Source organism: Actinacidiphila rubida, assembly GCF_900110255.1.
Classification (GTDB): Bacteria; Actinomycetota; Actinomycetes; order Streptomycetales; family Streptomycetaceae; genus Actinacidiphila; species Actinacidiphila rubida.
Genome location: NZ_FODD01000003.1, coordinates 100,590 through 119,402, shown reverse-complemented (window position 1 = coordinate 119,402; position 18,813 = coordinate 100,590). Strand labels below are relative to the sequence as shown.

Annotated in this window: 12 protein-coding genes; 3 read left to right on the top strand and 9 right to left on the bottom strand. The window is 73.3% G+C overall.

Annotation, left to right across the window (positions count from 1 at the left end; translation table 11 throughout):
• The first annotated feature begins 1 nt into the window (after position 1).
• Entirely contained in the window at positions 2-2,611 is a 2,610-nt protein-coding gene (locus tag BMW99_RS03590) for a YfhO family protein (RefSeq protein ID WP_079175909.1), read from the top strand.
• On the opposite strand, the gene BMW99_RS03585 is transcribed toward BMW99_RS03590, so the two are convergent.
• The 3 genes from BMW99_RS03585 to BMW99_RS03575 all read right to left on the bottom strand — a co-directional run bounded on the left by BMW99_RS03585 (position 2,545) and on the right by BMW99_RS03575 (position 8,265).
• Positions 2,545-3,687 (bottom strand): glycosyltransferase, encoded by a 1,143-nt coding sequence (locus BMW99_RS03585; RefSeq protein WP_069464614.1) that lies wholly within the window; start codon positions 3,685-3,687, stop codon positions 2,545-2,547. The two genes, BMW99_RS03590 and BMW99_RS03585, sit on opposite strands and share 67 nt — an antisense overlap.
• A complete protein-coding gene (locus tag BMW99_RS03580) occupies positions 3,684-6,557 on the bottom strand; it encodes a bifunctional glycosyltransferase/CDP-glycerol:glycerophosphate glycerophosphotransferase (protein WP_069464613.1) in 2,874 nt (957 codons plus the stop codon). Before BMW99_RS03580 ends, BMW99_RS03585 begins: the two co-directional genes overlap by 4 nt.
• Positions 6,558-6,654: 97 nt before the next feature.
• Entirely contained in the window at positions 6,655-8,265 is a 1,611-nt protein-coding gene (locus BMW99_RS03575; protein WP_075016205.1) for a glycosyltransferase family 2 protein, read from the bottom strand.
• A gap of 287 nt (positions 8,266-8,552) precedes the next feature.
• Between BMW99_RS03575 and BMW99_RS03570 the strand changes: the two genes are divergently transcribed.
• On the top strand, positions 8,553-9,545 hold the full coding sequence (locus BMW99_RS03570; RefSeq protein WP_069463340.1) for a glycosyltransferase family 2 protein: 993 nt from the start codon (positions 8,553-8,555) through the stop codon (positions 9,543-9,545).
• A 44-nt stretch (positions 9,546-9,589) separates the two neighbouring features.
• Positions 9,590-10,069 (top strand): GtrA family protein, encoded by a 480-nt coding sequence (locus tag BMW99_RS03565; protein WP_079138376.1) that lies wholly within the window; start codon positions 9,590-9,592, stop codon positions 10,067-10,069.
• Between the two features lie 85 nt (positions 10,070-10,154).
• On the opposite strand, the gene obgE is transcribed toward BMW99_RS03565, so the two are convergent.
• The 6 genes from obgE to BMW99_RS03535 form a co-directional block, all read right to left on the bottom strand.
• A complete protein-coding gene (gene obgE, locus BMW99_RS03560) occupies positions 10,155-11,597 on the bottom strand; it encodes a GTPase ObgE (RefSeq protein ID WP_069463339.1) in 1,443 nt (480 codons plus the stop codon).
• A 137-nt stretch (positions 11,598-11,734) separates the two neighbouring features.
• Positions 11,735-11,989, bottom strand: a complete 255-nt coding sequence (gene rpmA / locus BMW99_RS03555) for a 50S ribosomal protein L27 (protein WP_069463338.1) — start codon at positions 11,987-11,989, stop codon at positions 11,735-11,737.
• Between the two features lie 11 nt (positions 11,990-12,000).
• Positions 12,001-12,321 carry a 50S ribosomal protein L21 gene (rplU, locus tag BMW99_RS03550; protein WP_069463337.1) on the bottom strand — a complete coding sequence of 107 codons (321 nt, stop codon included), beginning with the start codon at positions 12,319-12,321 and terminating at the stop codon, positions 12,001-12,003.
• Positions 12,322-12,551: 230 nt separating this feature from the next.
• Positions 12,552-16,901, bottom strand: coding sequence for an Rne/Rng family ribonuclease (locus BMW99_RS03545; protein ID WP_107485326.1), 4,350 nt, complete (start codon positions 16,899-16,901; stop codon positions 12,552-12,554).
• A 217-nt stretch (positions 16,902-17,118) separates the two neighbouring features.
• On the bottom strand, positions 17,119-17,871 hold the full coding sequence (locus BMW99_RS03540; RefSeq protein WP_069466997.1) for a TIGR03936 family radical SAM-associated protein: 753 nt from the start codon (positions 17,869-17,871) through the stop codon (positions 17,119-17,121).
• A gap of 337 nt (positions 17,872-18,208) precedes the next feature.
• Positions 18,209-18,751 carry a GNAT family N-acetyltransferase gene (locus BMW99_RS03535; protein ID WP_075016204.1) on the bottom strand — a complete coding sequence of 181 codons (543 nt, stop codon included), beginning with the start codon at positions 18,749-18,751 and terminating at the stop codon, positions 18,209-18,211.
• Positions 18,752-18,813 lie beyond the last annotated feature (62 nt).

Below are 18,813 nucleotides of genomic sequence, written 5' to 3'. Positions count from 1 at the left end.
CATGACCGCCGCACCTCTCACCCGCCTCGTCCCGGCTCCGGCACTGCGGACGCCGGGGATAAGGCTGCGGCCGGTGCGCACCTCGGAGTCCTCGGCGGCGCTCGGCTCGGCCGTCCTCACGATGGCGGCGTACTGCCTGGCCATGGCGCTGCACGGGATGTACCCGTTCGGGCCGCGGTCGCGGGCGGTCAACGACCTGGGCAACCAGTTCGTGCCGTTCCACGCGCACCTGTGGGACCTGCAGCACGGCACCGGTTCCGGCGACCTGTTCTTCAACTGGAACAGCGGGTTCGGCACGCCCTTCCTGCCGGACTTCTTCGCCTACCTGTGCAACCCGTTCTCCTGGCTGACCGGCCTGTTCCCGCGGTCCATGGTGGACTTCCCGGTGTTCCTGGTGACGCTGCTGAGCGCGGGGCTGGCCGCCGCCGCCATGACCGCGGCACTGCGCTGCCTGCGCCCGGGCTCGCCGTGGCTGCGGGCGCTGCTGTCGGTCGGGTACGCGCTGTGCGCCTGGGTGGTCAACGACGCGTCGCCCGACCCGATGTGGATGTGGGGCCTGGCCGGGCTGCCGCTGCTGGTGATCGCCGCGGACTGGTGCCTGCGCGGGCGGCACTTCGTGCTCGGCACGCTGCTGGTGGCCGTGGTGTGGGCGGGCAACTTCTACACCGGCGCGATGGCCACCCTCGCGGCCGCCCTGGTCCTGCTGCTGCGGCTGGCGGTCGCGGCGGCCCCGCCGCGCGCCGCGGCCCGGGTGCTGCTGCGGGCGGCCGCGATGACGGCCACCGGTGTCCTGCTGGCCGCGCCCGTGCTGACGGTGAGCCTGGCCGCCAGCCGGGCGGCGCAGCCCGCGCCGGCCCAGCCCTACCACCGGGCGTTCGGCCCGCTGGACTACCTGGCCCAGCTGCTGCCCGCCGGACGGGCGCCGTTCAGCGCGCCGAACATCGCCGCGGGCATGCTGGTGCTGCTGCTGGTCGCCACGCTGCCGTTCCAGCGTGCCGTGGCGCGGCGGGAACGCGCCGGCTGGTACCTGCTGGCGGTGCTGGTGGCCCTGTCGTTCGTGTGGCAGCCGACCGTGCTGCTGTGGCACGGCCTGGCGATCCCCAACGGCAGCCCGTACCGGGCCGCGTACGTGCTCAGCGGGGTGCTGGTGATGGCCGCCTGGGTGTGTCTGGCGGCCCGGCCGGGGCCGCAGGCGCTGCTGTCCGGCGCCGGGCTGCTGGCGGTGCTGGTGCTGCTGGTCCACGGGCGGGCCGCGGTGCAGGGCCAGACGTGGCCCGCGACCCTCGTCGGCGGCTCGTTCTTCCTCGCCTGCCTGCTGCTGCTCACCCGGGTCCGGGGCCGCCGGCACGCGCCGTGGGTGCGCCGGGCGCTGGGGGCGGCGCTGGCCGCAGGGGTGCTGCTCGGTTCGGCGCAGGCGGTGTGGTCGTCCACGGTGATCCGTGACAAGAGCCCCTGGTTCACGCCGAAGGCCACCATGAACGCGCAGGCGCGGACGGAGTACCGGCGGATCCAGGACGCGTCGGCCTGGCCGGCGGCGCGCATCGACCCCGGCGGGCAGCGGTTCGCCAACAACGACCCGCTGCTCGTCGACGCGGAGGGCGGCGCCTACTACAGCAGTTACGTGCCGGCCGGCACCGCCCGGCTGCTGCAGTCGCTGGGCATGGGCTGGTACATCCAGGGCCGCCACCTGCTGAGCCCGGCCGACCCGGTGGGCCGGGCGATCATGAGCGTCGCCGCCTACGTGCCGGACCGCACGGACGCGCTGCGGCTCACCGGGGGCGGCGCTCCGCTGGTGACGGTCCGCCCGGCGCTGCCGGCCGCCGCCGGCGGCGACTCGGTCTTCGCCCGCCAGGAGCGGCTGCTGGGCGCCCGGGTCTACCAGGTCCCGGAGCTGCGGCCCGGGCCCGGTGCGGCGCCGGTCGCGGACGGGGCGCAGTGGCTGGTGCCGCAGGCCCGCGCGGGCGAGGCGTGGACGCACTTCACGGCCACGTGCACTCCCGGCAGCCAGGTGTACGTGTACACGCCGTGGCTGCGCGGCTGGGTGCTGGGCCTGGGACAGCAGCTGACCTCGCACGCCATCCGGCCGATGACCAGCAGCCCGCTGATGCTGCTGGGCACCGCTCCGGCCGGCGGGCGGCTCGACATCGCGGTGGCGGGCCGGCACGGCCCGCAGGAGATCCCGCGGCAGGCGGTGGGCTGCCTGAGCACCACGCGGCTGGCCGCCGCGGTCGACCGGCTGAAGGCCGCCGCGGCCACCTCGGTCCAGGTCGGGGGCCACCAGGTGAGCGCTCGCCTGCCGGCCGGCAGCCGCGGGTTCGCGGTGATCACCACGCCGGCGGTGGACGGCTGGAGCTGCTCGGCGGACGGCGGGCCCGCGCACCCGCCGGCGTCCTACGACGGCCTGATGGGCGTGCCCCTGGGCGCCGGCGCCTCGCGGATCTCCTGCGGCTTCACCCCGCCGGGCCTGGCCAAGGGCCTGGCGCTCAGCGGGGTGGGCCTGCTGGTGCTGCTGGGAGCCGCCGCCCGCCCGGTGTGGGCGCGGGCTCAGAGCTCCAGGAAGGTGAAGAGGTCTTCCCAGCGCTTGACGACGGCGTCCGCGGAGAACCGCTGAATGTTGACGACGGCACGCTCGCCCATCGTGTCGCGCAGCTGCTGGTCGCCCATCAGGACGCCCAGCTGGCGCGCGAACGCCTGGATGTTGCCCGGCTGGGCGAGCAGCCCGTCCTCCCCGTCCTGGATGATCTCCCGGACGCCGGGGGCGACGTCGAAGGCCACGCACGGCAGCCCGGTGACCATCGCCTCCAGGAGCGTCAGCGGGAAGCCCTCGGCGCGTGACGGCTGGGCGAACACCGAAGCGCCGTACAGCGCGCCGGGCACGTCGCTGGTGCGGCCCATCCACTCGACCGTGTCGTCGATGTCGAGCCGGTGCGCCTGCTGCTTGAGCAGCTGCTCGTCCTCGCCGGCGCCGTAGACCCGCAGCGTCCAGCCCGGGTGGTGGGGCGCGACCATGGCCCAGGCGTCGAGCAGCATGTCGATGCCCTTCTCCTGGGAGAGCCGGGCGACGGTGGTGACGACCTTCTCGCTGCGCGGCGAGGTGCGCTCGGGCACCCACGGCAGCGGGTTGGGCATGAAGTCGACGTTGTTCATGCCCTGCCGGATCCACAGGTCCGCGTCCTCGGCCGTCAGCGGCAGCAGCCGGTCGACGTCCTTGTAGTGCCGCTGGACGCGCGCGAAGCGGGAGGACTGGCGGCACGCCTCGAAGGACTCGTGGCTCATGCCGATCACCTTCAGGCCGGCGGTGTCGGAGAGGTTGACCCACTCCATCGCCCAGACCTGGGTGACGATGACGATGCCGCCGGGCTGCGCGGCACGGAACATCGCCGAGAGCTTGTCGGCCTGCTCCTGCATGCCCTGCCGGCGGCGCTGCTGCTCCCGGCGGGCCTTGAGGTTGGCCCGGTCCTTGACGGTCTGCGGCTTCCACGCCTGCGGCGGGTGCACGTCGTACAGCGTGGTGGTGGTGTACGGCAGGTCGTCGGCCATGTCGTGCCGGACCGTGGACGGGGTGATCCCGACGAGGTGCACGCGGTGGCCGCGGGCGGCGAACAGCCTGGCCATCTGGTGCGACCAGGTGGTGATGCCGCCGAGTTCGTCCACGCTGTTGCCGACGATGAAGATGTCCCGGTTCACTTCTTGCTCCCGCGGCGGAAGAACGTGTCGACGATCTGGGCGGCGGCGTCGCCGCGGTCGTACTCCCCGTACTCGGCCACGAACCGCTTGCGGGCGTCGGCCCAGGCGATGTCGGTGCCGGCGAGGTCGTCGAGCGCGGCGTACAGCTCGTCCTTCTCCTGCAGCACCGGGCCCGGCGCGTGCTTGGTCAGGTCGAAGTACGTGCCGCGAAGGCTGTTGACGTACTCGTCCAGGTCGTAGGCGAAGAACAGTATCGGGCGGTCGAGCAGCGCGTAGTCGAACATCACCGACGAGTAGTCGGTGATCAGCGCGTCGGCCATCAGGTACAGCGGCGTCACGTCGTGCATGCCGCTGACGTCGATGACCCGGCCGCGCACGGACGGCGGCAGCACCACGCTGTTGAGGTAGTGCGAGCGCATCAGCAGTACGTAGCGGTCGCCGAACCGGTCGGCGAACTCCTCGACGTCGAAGGGCGGTTCGAACTTCTGCACCTTGCCGTCGGCGGTGCTGCGGAAGGTCGGCGCGTAGAGCAGCACCCTGCGGTCCGCGGGGATGCCGAGCTCCTCGGCGAGCGGCCCGCGGTCGCGGACGGCGCCCTCGGTCTCCTTCTTCCACGCCGCGACCAGCGAGTCGTTGCGCGGGTAACCGCTGCGCACGACCTTGGACTCGGGCAGCCGGAACGCCGGGACCAGGGTCCGCACGTCGTGCTCGGTGCGGACCAGGAAGTGGTCGAAGCGGTCGAGGATCTGCTGCTGCGCGGCCTGCTGGTCCTTGGTCTTGGTCCTGAACTCCGGGCTGTCGAAGCCCATCTTCTTCAGGGCCGAGCCGTGCCAGGTCTGGATGTAGGTGGTCTCGGGGCGCTTGGCGAGCTTGATCGGGTAGCTCTGGTTGTCCACCCAGAACTCGGCCTGCGCCAGCGCCCGCAGGTACGGCCAGGACCAGCGCTTGACCAGCTCGGCGTCCTTCGGGAAGCCCTCGGGGTTGCCGGCGTAGGACCAGATCGGGGTGAAGTTCAGTCCCTGGCGGCGCATCTCCTCGTAGATCGCGCGCGGGCTGTCGCTGTACTGCTTGCCGAGGTGGCTCTCGAAGACCACGGTGCCCTTGCGGACCGGCAGCTTGAGCAGCACCTCGTGGTAGGCGCGGATCTTGGTCACGCCGGACTTGAGGTCCTTGCGGACCTGCTTGGCCTTGCGCACACCCGCCCGGGCGACCGCGCCGGGCGGGCCCTGCAGCGCCTGGTCGATGGCCTTGCGGCTGCGCCGGCTGACCGCGCCGGCCGCGACCAGCTGGAACGCCAGGTGGCCCTTGGCGCTGATCTCGGGCACCAGGGTGTCGGAGATCAGCCGGGTGAGCCGCGGACGCGACCGCAGCCGCTCGTGCCCCTCCAGCGGGGTGTCGCCGACGGTGAGGCGGGTGGTGGTCTTCTTGCCGTCCACCGTGAGCACCAGGCGGACGTCCCAGACGGCGTCGATGAAGCCCAGCGGCCGCAGCCTGCTGGCCAGTTCGGCGTCCGCGGACCAGTCGACGAAGTCGCCGTGGTGCTCGACCTCGCGCACCGGGAAGGCGAACTCCTGCAGCGACTTGCGGCGGGCCTTGAACCGCAGTTCCGCGGAGAGCTTCGCGCCGGGCGGGATGACGCCCAGCGGGTTGGTGATCCGCCCGGACAGCCGGACGCCCTTGGCGTCCTGGCCGTACGACGTGAGCGCGTTGCGCAGCAGCATCGCGTCGACGGTGTGCGTGTGGTAGCCGAGCTCGGTGACGTCCAGGATCTCGCGGGCCCGGGGGTCGTCCAGGTGCTCGGCGCACCAGTACACGCGGCCGTCGCGCTCGGTGAGGGTGGACGAGACCTTGCTGCGGTTGATGAGCGTGTCGACCGCGGTGATCAGGTTCGGCCAGTCCTCCTGCATCAGCAGGTAGGCGCAGATGCGGTGGATCGGCAGTAGCGCGTCGTAGGCGGCGTCGTCCATGCCGGACATGTAGCCGCGGGCGAGCTCGGCGAAGTTGTGCCGGAACTCCTGGTCGCGGAACGGCAGGTCGCGCAGGTGCAGCACCAGGTCGTGCTTGAGGAACTTGATGTCCTTGGCGAGCCGCAGCTCGTCGTGGCCGCCCTCGCGCAGCAGCCCGTCGATCCGCCGGTGGATCTCGATCCGGTCGGTGAAGTTGGTGAGCTCGTGGCGCCGGTTGGTGACCGACTTCTCCTTGGCCTTCTCCCGGACGTGCCAGTAGTAGACCTCGTTGGGGATGAGCGTGATGCGCCGCGCGGCCAGGTAGGCGCGGGCCGCGAACAGCAGGTCCTCGTAGAGCAGGCCCTTGGGGAAGCGCAGGTCGTTCTCGCGCAGGAAGTCCAGCCGGTAGCACTTGTTCGTGGACAGGGTGTCGAACACGAACAGGTCGGGCAGCTCGTGGACCGACTCCAGGGTGCGGGTGCTGCGGTACAGCCACTCGTACCACTTGTCGATCTTGCCGTTGCGGCTGTCGAGGAACGTGCGCACGCACAGGCCGGACACCATGTCGGCGCCGGTGCGCTGCGCGGCCTCCAGCATGTTGCGGCAGGCGTTGAGCTCCAGGACGTCGTCACTGTCCAGGAACATCACGTACTGACCGGCGCACTTGGTGATGCCCAGGTTGCGGGGCTCGCCGCCCGCGCCGCTGTTCTCGGGGAGCTGGTAGGCGCGCACCCGCCCGGGGTGCGCGGCCGCCAGCTCCTGGGCGACCTCGAAGCTGCGGTCGGGGCTGTGGTCGTCGACGATCACCACTTCGACGCTGCGCAGGGTCTGGTCCAGCACGGACTGCACAGCGGTCGGAAGGCGCTCGGCATCGTTGTAGACGATGACCACCACGCTGACGACAGGCTCAGTGTTCTCGCTCATCGCGCGCCATCCTACAAGAGGCCTGTTGCCATCTGTTTGCCCACTGTCAACCCGTCGGACCCATGTTCGACAGCGGGATCCGTCCAGCCCCGCGCGGTCAGCGGGTGCGCAGCCGGCGCCGCGCCGAGCCCACCGCCCGCCGCACCCCGTCCATGCCGCTGGCGCCGCGGAACAGCAGCGCCCGGCGGGGTGTGACGTGCGTCTGGACCAGCAGCACCCGGCCCGGCCGCAGCAGCACGGCGTCCCGCCGGGTGCGCTGCCCGGCGCCCGCGCGTACCTCGGTCTCGGTGGCGGGACCATCGCCGTACTCGACGCGGGCCCGCACCGACCACGAGGTGAGCCGGCCGGCAGCCGACAGGTCGCGTGCGGCGAAGGACACGTGCGCGGCCCAGCCGCCGGCGACCTGCCGCAGCTCACCCTCGGCGGTCACCGGCGGACGCAGGCCGGACCGCTCGGTGACCTCCAGCCGGACCCGCCGCGGGCCCAGCGCCTCCAGCAGGCCGTACAGCTCGCGGACCAGCAGGGTGACCCGCACGGTCGAACCGACGGTGACGGTCCCCTCGACGGCGATCGGCAGCCCGTCGGCGGGCAGCTCACGCAGGCCCTCCAGCGGGACGGAGGCACCGGCCGCCTCGAACACCGGCGCCTGCGCGTCGCCCTGGTAGGGCGGCACCAGGCGCGGCGGCACCACGGACAGCTCGACCAGGCGCACCAGGTCCGTTCCGGCGGGCACCTCGGGCAGCTGCCCCACCGCGGCGGCCAGCCAGCGCGAGACGGGACGGGCGCGCGCCACGGCGGACGCGGGGAAGCCCGCCAGGTGCTCGTGGGTGATCCGCCACCACGCGGCGCGGTAGGAGGCGCTGCGCTGCGGCAGCTCCCGCAGGTACATCGGCAGGTCGTAGTCGAGGAACTTGGCCTGCGCGTCCTCGGCGAGCCGGCCCAGTCCGGCGGCGGCCAGGTCGTCCACCACCATGCCGTGGGCGGTGACGCGGTCCTGCCAGTTCTGCACCACCGCGCGGTGCAGCGACACCGACAGGCTGGCCGCGTCCCGGCGCACGTGCCACCGGTAGACGGGGGCGCCGATCACCGCCATCCGCGGCCGGGCGGCGTAGAGGCGGCCGGTGAACACGAAGTCCTCGTAGAGCAGCCCGCTGGGGAAGCGCAGCCCGGTGCGGGTCAGGAAGTCGCGCCGGTACAGCTTGTTGACCACCAGGGTGTCCCAGAGCATCTCCGGGTGCCCGCCGATGCCGTCCAGCACGGTGCCGGGCAGTTTCGCGCCGGCCGCGACGTCGTACAACTGCGGCGCCCAGACGCTGGTGCGGCCCCCGGGCAGCTCCACCCGCAGGCAGGTGCCGGTCGCCACGTCCGCGTCGTGCCGGCGGGCGGCGGCCAGCAACAGCTCGGCGGCGTCCGGCTCCAGCACGTCGTCGCTGTCGAGGAACATCACGAACTCGCCGGTGGCCTCGGCGATCCCGCGGTTGCGCGGCTCGCCGCCGCTGCCGCTGTTCTCGTCGAGCCGGAACGCGCGGACCCGGCCCGGGTGCGCGGCCGCCAGCTCCTGCGCCACCTCGTGACTCCGGTCCGGGCTGTGGTCGTCCACGATCACCACGTCGACGTCCGGCAGTGACTGGCCGAGCACCGAGCGCACCGCGACCGGCAGCCGGTCCGCGTCGTTGTAGACGATCACCACGACGGTGACGCGAGCCATACGGACCTCATTCCCGGGAAGCTCCAGAATCCGCCTTTCGGATCATATCCGGCGTCCGCGCCATGGCATCCCGGCAGGTCATGGCCTCGGAACAGCACATTCCACAGCATGATGCCCCCGTCGTGCCCGAAATCGGCGGGTGTGAGGTACGTCACAGTGGACAACTTGCGGCCATCGAACGTTATCCACCTAGACGAAACGAGGTTCCAGGAGCGTTCACCGGCGCCACCTAGCCTCGCCGCCGGAGCTCTCGGCCATCGTGGCCACCTGCGCGGAAAGTGACCTTCATGCGACTGTCCATCGTGGTTCCCTGCTACAACGAAGAAGCGGTCGTCGACCTCTTCGACGCGCGCATTCGCGAGACCCTGGACGACCTGGGTGTCGACTACGAACTGTGCTACGTCGACGACGGCAGCAAGGACGGCACCCTGGCCAAGCTCCGCGCCCTGGCGGTGAACCGCGAGGCGAGCACCCGCTACGTGTCGTTCAGCCGCAACTTCGGCAAGGAGGCCGGGATACTGGCCGGCCTGCGGGAGACCACCGGCGACGCCGTGGTGATCATGGACGCGGACCTGCAGCACCCGCCGGAGCTCATCAGCACGATGCTGGAGCTGCACCGCAACGGCCACGACCAGATCATCGCCCGCCGCACCCGCGAGGGCGACAAGCCCATGCGGACCGCGGTCAGCCGGCTCTACTACCGCGTGATCAACAAGTGGGTGGACGTCGAACTCACCGACGGCGTCGGCGACTTCCGCCTGCTGTCGCGCCGCGCGGTGGACGCGCTGCTCTCGATGCCGGAGTACAACCGCTTCTCCAAGGGCCTGTTCTCCTGGATCGGCTTCGACACCGTCACCTTCGACTACCGCAACGCGGCGCGCGAGGCCGGCGAGACCAAGTGGCGCTTCGGCGCGCTGGTCAACTACGGCATGGACGGGCTGATCTCGTTCAACAACCGCCCGCTGCGCCTGGCGATCTACCTCGGCATGGCCATGGCCGGGATCGCCGCGGCCTACGCCGTCGTGGTCACCGTGATGGCGATGATCAAGGGCCCGGACGCCCCCGGTTACGTGACCCTGCTCGTGGCGATCGTCGGCCTGGGCGGCCTGCAGATGCTGATGCTGGGGCTGATCGGCGAGTACATCGGCCGCATCTACTATGAGACCAAGCGGCGGCCGCACTTCCTGGTCAAGGAGACCAACGCCCCGCGTTCCTTCGGGGTCGGCGTGCAGGCCACCGCGCCCGAGCACGTCGTGCCGTCCCGGCTGGAGATGCGTTGACCCTGCTCCGCTCGCCCCAGGTCCTGCAGATAGCGCGCTTCGCCATGGTCGGTGTGGTCAACACCGCCACGTTCTACGGGTTCTACCTGGCGCTGCACCCGCTGATGCCGTACTTCCTGGCGTACACGGCCGCGTTCGTGCTGAGCATGATCGGCTCGTTCTTCCTCAACACGTACTTCACGTACCGCACGCGGCCCACCTGGCGGAAGTTCCTGCTGTTCCCGCTGACCAACCTCACGAACTACGTGGTGACCAGCGTCGGCGTCTACGTCTTCGTCGAGTGGGCGCACATGAACGACAAGATCGCCCCGCTGGTGGCCGCCGCCGCGGCCATCCCGTTCACCTACGTGCTCTCCCGCCGCATCCTGACCCGCGGGGCGCGGCAGGATGCGGACGCCTCAGAGGGCGCGGAGGGTGCACAGGTCGCGGAGGACACGGAAGCGGGCCCGGCGGACGGCACGGCGGCCGGACCGGCCGCCCCGCAGCAGCACCCGCAGGACCTGGCGCCGGTCACCCGTCCCTGACGGCCCCGGCGCGCTCCGCGCCCGCACCCCGCGACGCACCCGGCCCGCCGCTCCCCCGGAGCTCAGGCGGGCCGGTGCACGCCGGTCACTCGAACGGGTCGAACCCGCGGTACTCCTGCTCGGCCTCGTCCCGCTCCGCCTGCTTGTCACGGCGGCGCGAGGCGGCGGGCCGCGGCGCGTCGAACCGGTGGTCCTCGCCACGGCGCCCCAGCATCTCGGCGCCCGCCGCCATCGACGGCTCCCAGTCGAAGACGACCGCGTCGTCGTCGGAGCCGATCGCCACGCCGTCACCGGCCCTGGCGCCGGCCTTCACCAGCGCGTCCTCCACACCGAGGCGGTTCAGCCGGTCGGCCAGGTAGCCGACGGCCTCGTCGTTGGTGAAGTCGGTCTGCCGCACCCAGCGCTCGGGCTTCTCGCCGCGGACGCGGAACAGGCCCTCGTCCTCGCGGACGACCGTGAAGCCCGCGTCGTCGACCGCCTGCGGGCGGATCACGATCCGGGTCGACTCCTGCGCCGGCTGCGCCGCGCGCGTCTCCGCGACGATCTTCGCCAGCGCGAACGACAGCTCGCGCAGCCCCGCGTGGGAGACCGCGGACACCTCGAAGACCTGGTAGCCGCGGGACTCCAGCTCCGGGCGGATCATGTCCGCCAGATCGCGGCCGTCGGGCACGTCGACCTTGTTGAGCGCCACGACGCGCGGCCGGTTCTCCAGGCCCGCGCCGTACGCGCGCAGTTCCGCCTCGATGACGTCGAGGTCGCTCACCGGGTCGCGGTCCGACTCCAGCGTCGCGGTGTCCAGCACGTGCACCAGCACCGAGCAGCGCTCGACGTGCCGCAGGAACTCCAGGCCCAGCCCGCGCCCCTCGCTCGCGCCGGGGATCAGCCCGGGCACGTCCGCGATCGTGTACACGGTCGAACCGGCGGTCACCACACCGAGGTTGGGCACCAGCGTGGTGAACGGGTAGTCGGCGATCTTCGGCTTCGCGGCCGAGAGCACCGAGATCAGCGAGGACTTGCCGGCGCTCGGATACCCGACCAGCGCGACGTCCGCGACGGTCTTCAGCTCCAGCACGACGTCCCGCTCCTGGCCCGGCACACCGAGCAGCGCGAACCCGGGTGCCTTGCGGCGGGCCGACGCCAGCGCGGCGTTGCCCAGGCCGCCGCGGCCGCCCTGCCCGGCCACGAACGTGGTGCCCTGGCCGACCAGGTCGGCCAGCACGTTGCCGTGGCGGTCGAGCACGACCGTGCCGTCCGGCACCGGCAGCACCAGGTCGGTGCCGTCCTTGCCGGAGCGGTTGCCGCCCTCGCCGGGCTTGCCGTTGGTGGCCTTGCGGTGCGGGCTGTGGTGGTACTCCAGCAGCGTCGTGACGTCCTGGTCGACGACCAGGGTCACGTCGCCGCCGCGGCCGCCGTTGCCGCCGTCCGGGCCGCCCAGCGGCTTGAACTTCTCCCGGTGCACGGAGGCGCAGCCGTGGCCCCCGTTACCCGCGGCGACGTGCAGCTCGACGCGGTCCACGAAGGTGGTCATGGATGCTTCCTCCAGATTGCGTACGGGATGTCCCCGGAACTTACTCCGGGTGTAACACGCCGAGGGCGGCCCCGCTTCCCGTTACCGGGAGCGAAGTCCGCCCTCGAGGTTTTCGGCTGCGCTGGAACCCTTGCGGGTCAGGCGGCCGGAACGATGTTCACGACGCGACGGCCGCGCTTCGTGCCGAACTCGACCGCACCGGCGGCGAGGGCGAACAGCGTGTCGTCCTTGCCGATGCCGACGCCGGCGCCCGGGTGGAAGTGGGTACCGCGCTGGCGGACGATGATCTCACCGGCGTTGACGACCTGACCGCCGAAGCGCTTCACGCCGAGCCGCTGAGCGTTGGAGTCGCGACCGTTCCGGGTGGACGATGCGCCCTTCTTGTGTGCCATGTCTCAGTCCCTTACTTCGCAGCCGTGGGGATGCCGGTGATCTTCAGGGCCGTGTACTGCTGACGGTGGCCCTGGCGCCGGCGGTAGCCGGTCTTGTTCTTGTAGCGCAGGATGTCGATCTTCTGGCCCTTGTGGTGGTCCACGATCTCGGCCTCGACCTTGATACCGGCCAGCACCCACGGGTCGCTCGTGACGGCGTCGCCGTCCACGACGAGCAGGGTCGAGAGCTCGACCGCGTCGCCCACCTTGCCAGTGGAAATCTTGTCAACCTCGACGATGTCGCCGACGGCCACCTTGTGCTGGCGGCCACCGCTACGCACGATCGCGTACACGCGGAACTCACTCTCGCTCGATTCGGACCCCTGACGCCAGCCGTCCCTGTGGTGCGATGGGGGGCCTCTCCCACGGGTCCGGAACCGGGCCCCAGGAGGGATGTGCTCAGGAGAAGAAGGCGCAGAAACGCCGAAAGTCAAGATTACGGAGTGCCCCCACCCGGGTCAAATCCACCCGGAGCGCGGGGTCCTCAGGACTCGCCCGAGGACCCCGCGCCGCTGGAAGGCGCTCAGTCCGTGGCCGCAGCCGACTTCTTGGCGGCGGCCTTCTTGGTCGTGGCCTTCTTGGCCGTGGCCTTCTTCGCCGTCTTCTTGGCGGTGGCCTTCTTCGCGGTCTTGCGAGCCGCGCGCTTCACCGCCGGCTCCTCGCCCGCGGGCGCCGCCTCGGACTCCGCGGGGACGACCACGACCGCGGCCTCCTCCGCGGCGGCCGTCGCGTCCGGCGAACCGGCGGGCGCGGCCACCTTGCGGGTGACGCGGCGCCGCGTGCGGGCCGGCGGCTCGGTGGACACGGCCACCTCGGGCACCGGCACCGGCTCGGCCGCGTGCGGCTGCTCGGCGGCCACGACCACGACCGCGGCCTCCTCCGCGGCGGCCGTCGCGTCCGGCGAACCGGCGGGCGCGGCCACCTTGCGGGTGGCGCGGCGCCGCGTGCGGGCCGGCGGCTCGGTGGACACGGCGACCTCGGGCACCGGCACCGGCTCCGGGCCGGTCTCGATGACCGGCTCGCTGACCGGCACCACGACCACGGCCGGCTCCGGCTCGGCGCTCGCCGCGGCCGGCGCGCCCTCGGGCGCGGTGGCCTTGCGGGAGCCCCGCCGGCGGCCGCGGCCACGCGGCCCGGCGCCGTTCGCGGCGGCCTCCGCCTCCGCGGCGCTGCCGAACCACTCCTCGCCCGGGTCACCGACCGACGGCACCAGCTCCGACTCGCCGACCTCGATCGGCTCCAGCTCGGGCAGCTCCTCGGTCTCCGCCTCGGCCTCGGTCTCGTGCAGGGCCTCGGCCGCCTCGTGGACGTGCTCGTGGTCCTGCTCGCCCGCGCCGCCCCGGCCGCCGCGGCGCTTGCGCTTGCCGCCGCCGCCCGTGGTCGTCGCCTGGTCCATGTGGACGATGACGCCGCGGCCGTTGCAGTGCACGCAGGTCTCGGAGAACGACTCCAGCAGGCCCTGGCCGACCCGCTTGCGGGTCATCTGCACCAGGCCCAGCGAGGTCACCTCGGCCACCTGGTGCTTGGTCCGGTCCCGGCCCAGGCACTCCAGCAGCCGCCGCATGACCAGGTCGCGGTTGGACTCCAGCACCATGTCGATGAAGTCGATCACCACGATGCCGCCGAGGTCCCGCAGCCGCAGCTGCCGGACGATCTCCTCGGCCGCCTCCAGGTTGTTGCGGGTGACGGTCTCCTCGAGGTTGCCGCCCTGCCCGGTGAACTTCCCGGTGTTGACGTCGATGACGACCATGGCCTCGGTCTTGTCGATCACCAGCGAACCGCCGGACGGCAGCCACACTTTGCGGTCCAGCGCCTTCAGCAGCTGCTCGTCGATCCGGTAGGTCGCGAAGACGTCCACGTCGGAGGTCCAGCGCGACAGCCGGTCGGCCAGGTCGGGCGCGACGTTCGTGACGTACTCGTGGATCGTCGACCACGCCTCGTCGCCGCTGACGATGACCTTGGAGAAGTCCTCGTTGAAGATGTCGCGGACGACCCGGACGGTCATGTCGGGCTCGCCGTAGAGCAGGGTCGGCGCGTTGCCGCCGGCACCGCCCTTGGACTTCTTCTGGATGTCCTCCCACTGCGACTGCAGCCGGTCGACGTCGCGGCGCAGCTCGTCCTCGCTCGCGCCCTCGGCGGCGGTGCGCACGATGACGCCCGCGTCCTCGGGGACGATCTTCTTGAGGATGGTCTTCAGCCGGGCCCGCTCGGTGTCGGGCAGCTTGCGGCTGATGCCGGTCATCGAGCCCTCGGGCACGTACACCAGGTAGCGGCCGGGCAGCGAGACCTGGCTGGTCAGGCGGGCGCCCTTGTGGCCGATCGGGTCCTTGGTGACCTGCACCAGCACGGACTGGCCGGACTTCAGCGCCGACTCGATGCGGCGCGGGCCGCCGGACAGGCCGAGCGCCTCGAAGTTGACCTCACCGGCGTACAGGACGGCGTTGCGCCCCTTGCCGATGTCGACGAACGCGGCCTCCATCGACGGCAGCACGTTCTGGACCTTGCCCAGGTAGACGTTGCCGACGTAGCTGGTGGCCTGCTCCTTGTTGACGTAGTGCTCGACGAGGACGTTGTCCTCCAGCACGCCGATCTGGGTGCGGTCGCCGTTCTGCCGGACGACCATCACGCGCTCGACGGCCTCGCGGCGCGCGAGGAACTCCGCCTCGGTGATGATCGGCACCCGGCGGCGGCCCTGCTCGCGGCCCTCACGGCGGCGCTGCTTCTTCGCCTCCAGGCGCGTCGAGCCCTTGATGGACTGCACCTCGTCGGCGCCCGTGCCGCCCTCGGTCCTCGCGGCACGCGGCTCGCGCACCTTGACGACGGTGCGCTCCGGGTCGTCGGACGCCCCCTCGTCACCGCCCCCGTCGGAACCGCGGCGGCGACGGCGGCGGCGACGGCGGCTGCTGGCGCTGGAGCCCGCACCGCCCTCGTCGTGCTCGTCCTCGTGGTCCTCGCCCTCGGACTCGTCGTCCTCGGCGTGCCCGTCCTCGTCCTCGTCGGACCCGCCGTCCTCGTGGTCCGCGGACTCGCCCCGGCGACGGCGGCGGCCTCCCCGGCGGCGGCGGCGCGACGGGCGCTCCTCGCCCTCGGCGCCGGTCTCGTCGAGGTCCTCGCCCTCGGCCTCGGCATCCTCGGCGGACTCGACCTCGGGCTCGTCGGCCGCGGTCACCGCGACCGGCTCGGCGGCGCCGCCCCGGCGGCGACGGCGGCGGCGCGGCGTGCGACCGCCCTGCTCGTCCTCGTCCTCGGCTTCCGCCTCGGGCTCGGCCTCCGTCTCGGCGGCGGCCGGCTGCGCGGCGGCGGCCGCCTGCGGGGCCTGGAACACCGGCTGCTGGAAGACGGCCATGGCGGGGCGCACGGCGCGGCGGCGGCCGCCACGCGACGGCGCGGCCTCCGCCCCGGTCTCCTCCGGCTCCCCGGTCTCTTCGGTCTCCTCGGCGCGCACGTCGACGGTCACGCTCTCGACGGCGATCCCGAATGCCTCGGCGACGGCGGCGGTGGCCTCGGCGGCCGCCTCCTCCAGGGTGTCGCCGTAGCCGCGGATCTCGTAGGCGTCGTCGATCTCGACGGCCCAGCCGTCACCGTCGCGCACGGCCCTGCCGGTGTACGCGGTCGCGGGCGCGGCGGCCGCGCCCTCGCCCCGGGTCTCGGCCCTGGGCGCGAGCGAGCCGGGCTTCAGGCGGCGCGAGCCGTCGCCCGCGGAGAACGTCGCCGCGACGGCGCCCCTGCGGTTGCGGGAGCGGCGGCGGCCCTCCTCCTGCGGCTCGGCGGCGGGGGCCGCGGCCGGCGCCGCGGTCTTCGCCGCGGGGGCGGACTCGCCGGCGGCCGCCTTGCGGGTGGCGCGGCGGCGGGTGCGGGCGGGCGGCTCGGTGTCGGTGCCGTCGGCGGCCGCCTCGGCCACCGCTTCGGCACCGGCGGACGTGTCCTCGGCGGCCGCGACGCTTTCCGCGGCGGCGGGCGAACCGGCCGGGCGGGACGCGGCACGGCGCCTGCGCGCGGGGGCCGCGGGCGCGGCCTCGGACTCAGCTGCGGGGCCGGCGGGGGTCTCGGCGGTCTCGGCCTCCGGCACACCCGCCGGACGGGACGCCGCACGACGACGGCGCGTCGTGGCCGGCGCAGCCTCGGGCTCAGCGGACTCGGCGGACTCCGCGGCGGGAACCGCCGCCTCGGCGGACTCCGCAGCCGTCGGCGAACCGGCCGCACGGGAGGCCGCACGACGCTTGCGGGCGGGGGCCGCGGGCGCGGCCTCGGTCTCGGTGTCAGCCGCCGGGGCGGCGGGGGTCTCGGCGGTCTCGGCCTCCGGCGCACCCGCCGGACGGGACGCCGCACGACGACGGCGCGTCGTGGCCGGCGCAGCCTCGGGCTCAGCGGACTCGGCGGACTCCGCGGCGGGAGCGGCCGCCTCGGCGGACTCCGCAGCCGTCGGCGAACCGGCCGCACGGGACGCCGCACGCCGCTTGCGGGCGGGGGCCGCGGGCGCGGCCTCGGTGGTGTCAGCGGCTTCGGTGGTTTCTGCGGCCTCCGCCGCGGCGGGCGAACCCGCGGCGCGGGACGCGGCACGGCGCTTGCGCGCGGGGGCCGCGGGCGCGGCCTCGGACTCGGCGGTCTCGCCGGTCTCGGCGGGGGCGGCCGTCTCCGGCTCCGCGGCGGCCGTCTTGCGGGTGGCGCGGCGGCGGGTGCGGGCGGGCGGCTCGGTGTCGGTGCTGTCGGCGGTGCCCGCGGCGCTGTCGCCGGCGGGGGCCGCGGTGGTGTCGGAACCTGCGGCGGGCGATCCCGCGGGGCGGGACGCCGCGCGGCGGCGGCGCTTGGGCGCCGCGTCCGTCGTGGGTTCCTCGGAGGTCGAGGGCGTGGTCGGGTCGGTCTGGTCGGGCATTCGGGCAGTGCTCCCGTCGTGCTCCCGGGCGCCGCGCCCTGTTCGGGGCCGGTGGCCGCCTGGGTCGCGGGACCGGCCTCCGGGGCGCGGGCGCCGCACGGGAGCTGCTGTGTCGCTCATCGGCCAGCCGGTTCGGCGTACCGACGAAAGTCTCATGTGGTCAGCGGCGCCGGACCCGGGTGGCTCCCTGGTGCGTCGGCGACGCGTGACGCCGTACTTAGGCGGAACCGGCCGGTACCGCCACGGCGTCGCGATCAGGCGCGAGCGGGTCGGTGACCGTGCCGGACTCCTCGTCGAGCGGCCCCTGCGCCAGCCTGGTCACCGCTGCGGGGACCGGCGGCGCGAGGTCGGCCGTCGTGTGGAGGCCGGACAGTACGTCGTCGGGCCGTACGGCAGGTGTCAGGTGCCGCACAACCAGCCGCAGTATCGCACAAGCACGGTCGTCCGGCCCATCGGCACCCGTGCGGGTCGCGTCCGTGTCCACGACGTCGAGTCGCGTGACCGCGGCCCGGCAGTCGAAGGTGCGGATGCCGTTCTTGGTGCTGCGCTGTACTTCCACGCTGTCCGCGGCGAGGAACGCCTCGACGGCCTTCGCGGCCGCCTCGGGCTCGACGCCCTCCAGTCGCAGCTGCCAGACCGACGCCTCCAGGCGTTCTGCGAGGCCCGGAGTGCTGACCTCGACGGCCTCGATGACGTCGAGGCCGTCGGGCAGCGACTCGTCGAGGAGCAGCCGCAGTTGCTCGGGGTCGCGGGTCTGGGCGAGGGCGATCTCCAGGTACTCGGCTTCGCTGCCGACGCCGGTGGGTGCGGCGCCCGCGTACGACACCTTCGGGTGCGGGGTGAACCCGGCCGAGTACGCCATGGGGACGTCGGCGCGGCGCAGGGCCCGCTCGAAGGCGCGCTGGAAGTCGCGGTGGCTGGTGAACCGGAGGCGGCCGCGCTTGGTGTAGCGCAGTCGGATGCGCTGCACCGCGGGTGCGGGCGGCGGGCCTTCGGGCTGTCGCTTGCCCAGAGTCGTTCAGTCCCTCGTGTGTGTCCGGATGCGCGCGGGTGCGCGCTGCGTACGCGTGCGGCACGACTTCCGTACCGCACCTCCAAGGTTACGCCGCGCCGACCGCTCCCCGCGCCGCCCCGTCACCCCCTGTGGACAACCCCCGACGCGTGGTGCGTGCGCGGGGCGGGTCGCGCCGCATGCGACGGGTTTCCCGGACGGTGCCGGGCCGCGCACCGGGCACCGCGCCACGTGCGGGCCGGCCGGGGCCCCGCCTCCGGCGGCGACGCGGGCGTGCGGACGGCGCGCGTGGCGCCTACGCGGAGGTGGGGACCCAGAAGCGGAGCTGGCCGCCGCGTTCGTCCTCGAAGACGCCGCCGCAGGCCTCGATCACCTTGCGCGAGGCGGTGTTCGTGGTGAGGCAGGTGATCAGCGCGTGCTCGATGCCGAGGTCGGCGGCGCGGGGCAGCGCGGCGCGCAGCATCGCGGTGGCGTGCCCGCGGCGGCGGACCGAGGCGCGCACGTCGTAGCCGATGTGGCCGCCGTAGTTGAGGAGGAAGTCGGTGAGGTCGTGCCGGATGACGATCCGTGCGAGGAAGGTGTCGCCGTCCGCCCACCACAGGGTGGTGGAGTGCACCCGGCCGGGCAGGAGCGGCGCGCCGGGGTCGCCCTCCGTGTGGAGCGCGGCGGTGAAGCGCGCGAAGCCGTCGGGGGTGTGCCAGGCCGCGGACCAGTCGCGCATGTCGCGGCCGAGCGTGGAGGTGTCGTCCGGGCCGCCGCGCCCCTCCGCGCCGAACTCGTCCATGGCGGCGAGGAACGAGGAGTGGAGCCGGACGTCGGGAGCGGTCAGCTGCGGCATCGCCCCAGTGTGGTCGTGCCGACCCCCCGGCGGCCACCGGTTTGTCACCGGGGCCGCCGGGC

Bases quoted from the DNA above. Each gene is read 5' to 3' on its own strand.
- BMW99_RS03590 (WP_079175909.1), top strand. From the start codon at position 2: ATGACCGCCGCACCTCTCACCCGCCTCGTCCCGGCTCCGGCACTGCGG.
- BMW99_RS03580 (WP_069464613.1), bottom strand. From the start codon at position 6,557: ATGAGCGAGAACACTGAGCCTGTCGTCAGCGTGGTGGTCATCGTCTAC.
- BMW99_RS03575 (WP_075016205.1), bottom strand. From the start codon at position 8,265: ATGGCTCGCGTCACCGTCGTGGTGATCGTCTACAACGACGCGGACCGG.
- BMW99_RS03570 (WP_069463340.1), top strand. From the start codon at position 8,553: ATGCGACTGTCCATCGTGGTTCCCTGCTACAACGAAGAAGCGGTCGTC.
- BMW99_RS03565 (WP_079138376.1), top strand. From the start codon at position 9,590: ATGGTCGGTGTGGTCAACACCGCCACGTTCTACGGGTTCTACCTGGCG.
- obgE (WP_069463339.1), bottom strand. From the start codon at position 11,597: ATGACCACCTTCGTGGACCGCGTCGAGCTGCACGTCGCCGCGGGTAAC.
- rpmA (WP_069463338.1), bottom strand. From the start codon at position 11,989: ATGGCACACAAGAAGGGCGCATCGTCCACCCGGAACGGTCGCGACTCC.
- BMW99_RS03545 (WP_107485326.1), bottom strand. From the start codon at position 16,901: ATGCCCGACCAGACCGACCCGACCACGCCCTCGACCTCCGAGGAACCC.
- BMW99_RS03535 (WP_075016204.1), bottom strand. From the start codon at position 18,751: ATGCCGCAGCTGACCGCTCCCGACGTCCGGCTCCACTCCTCGTTCCTC.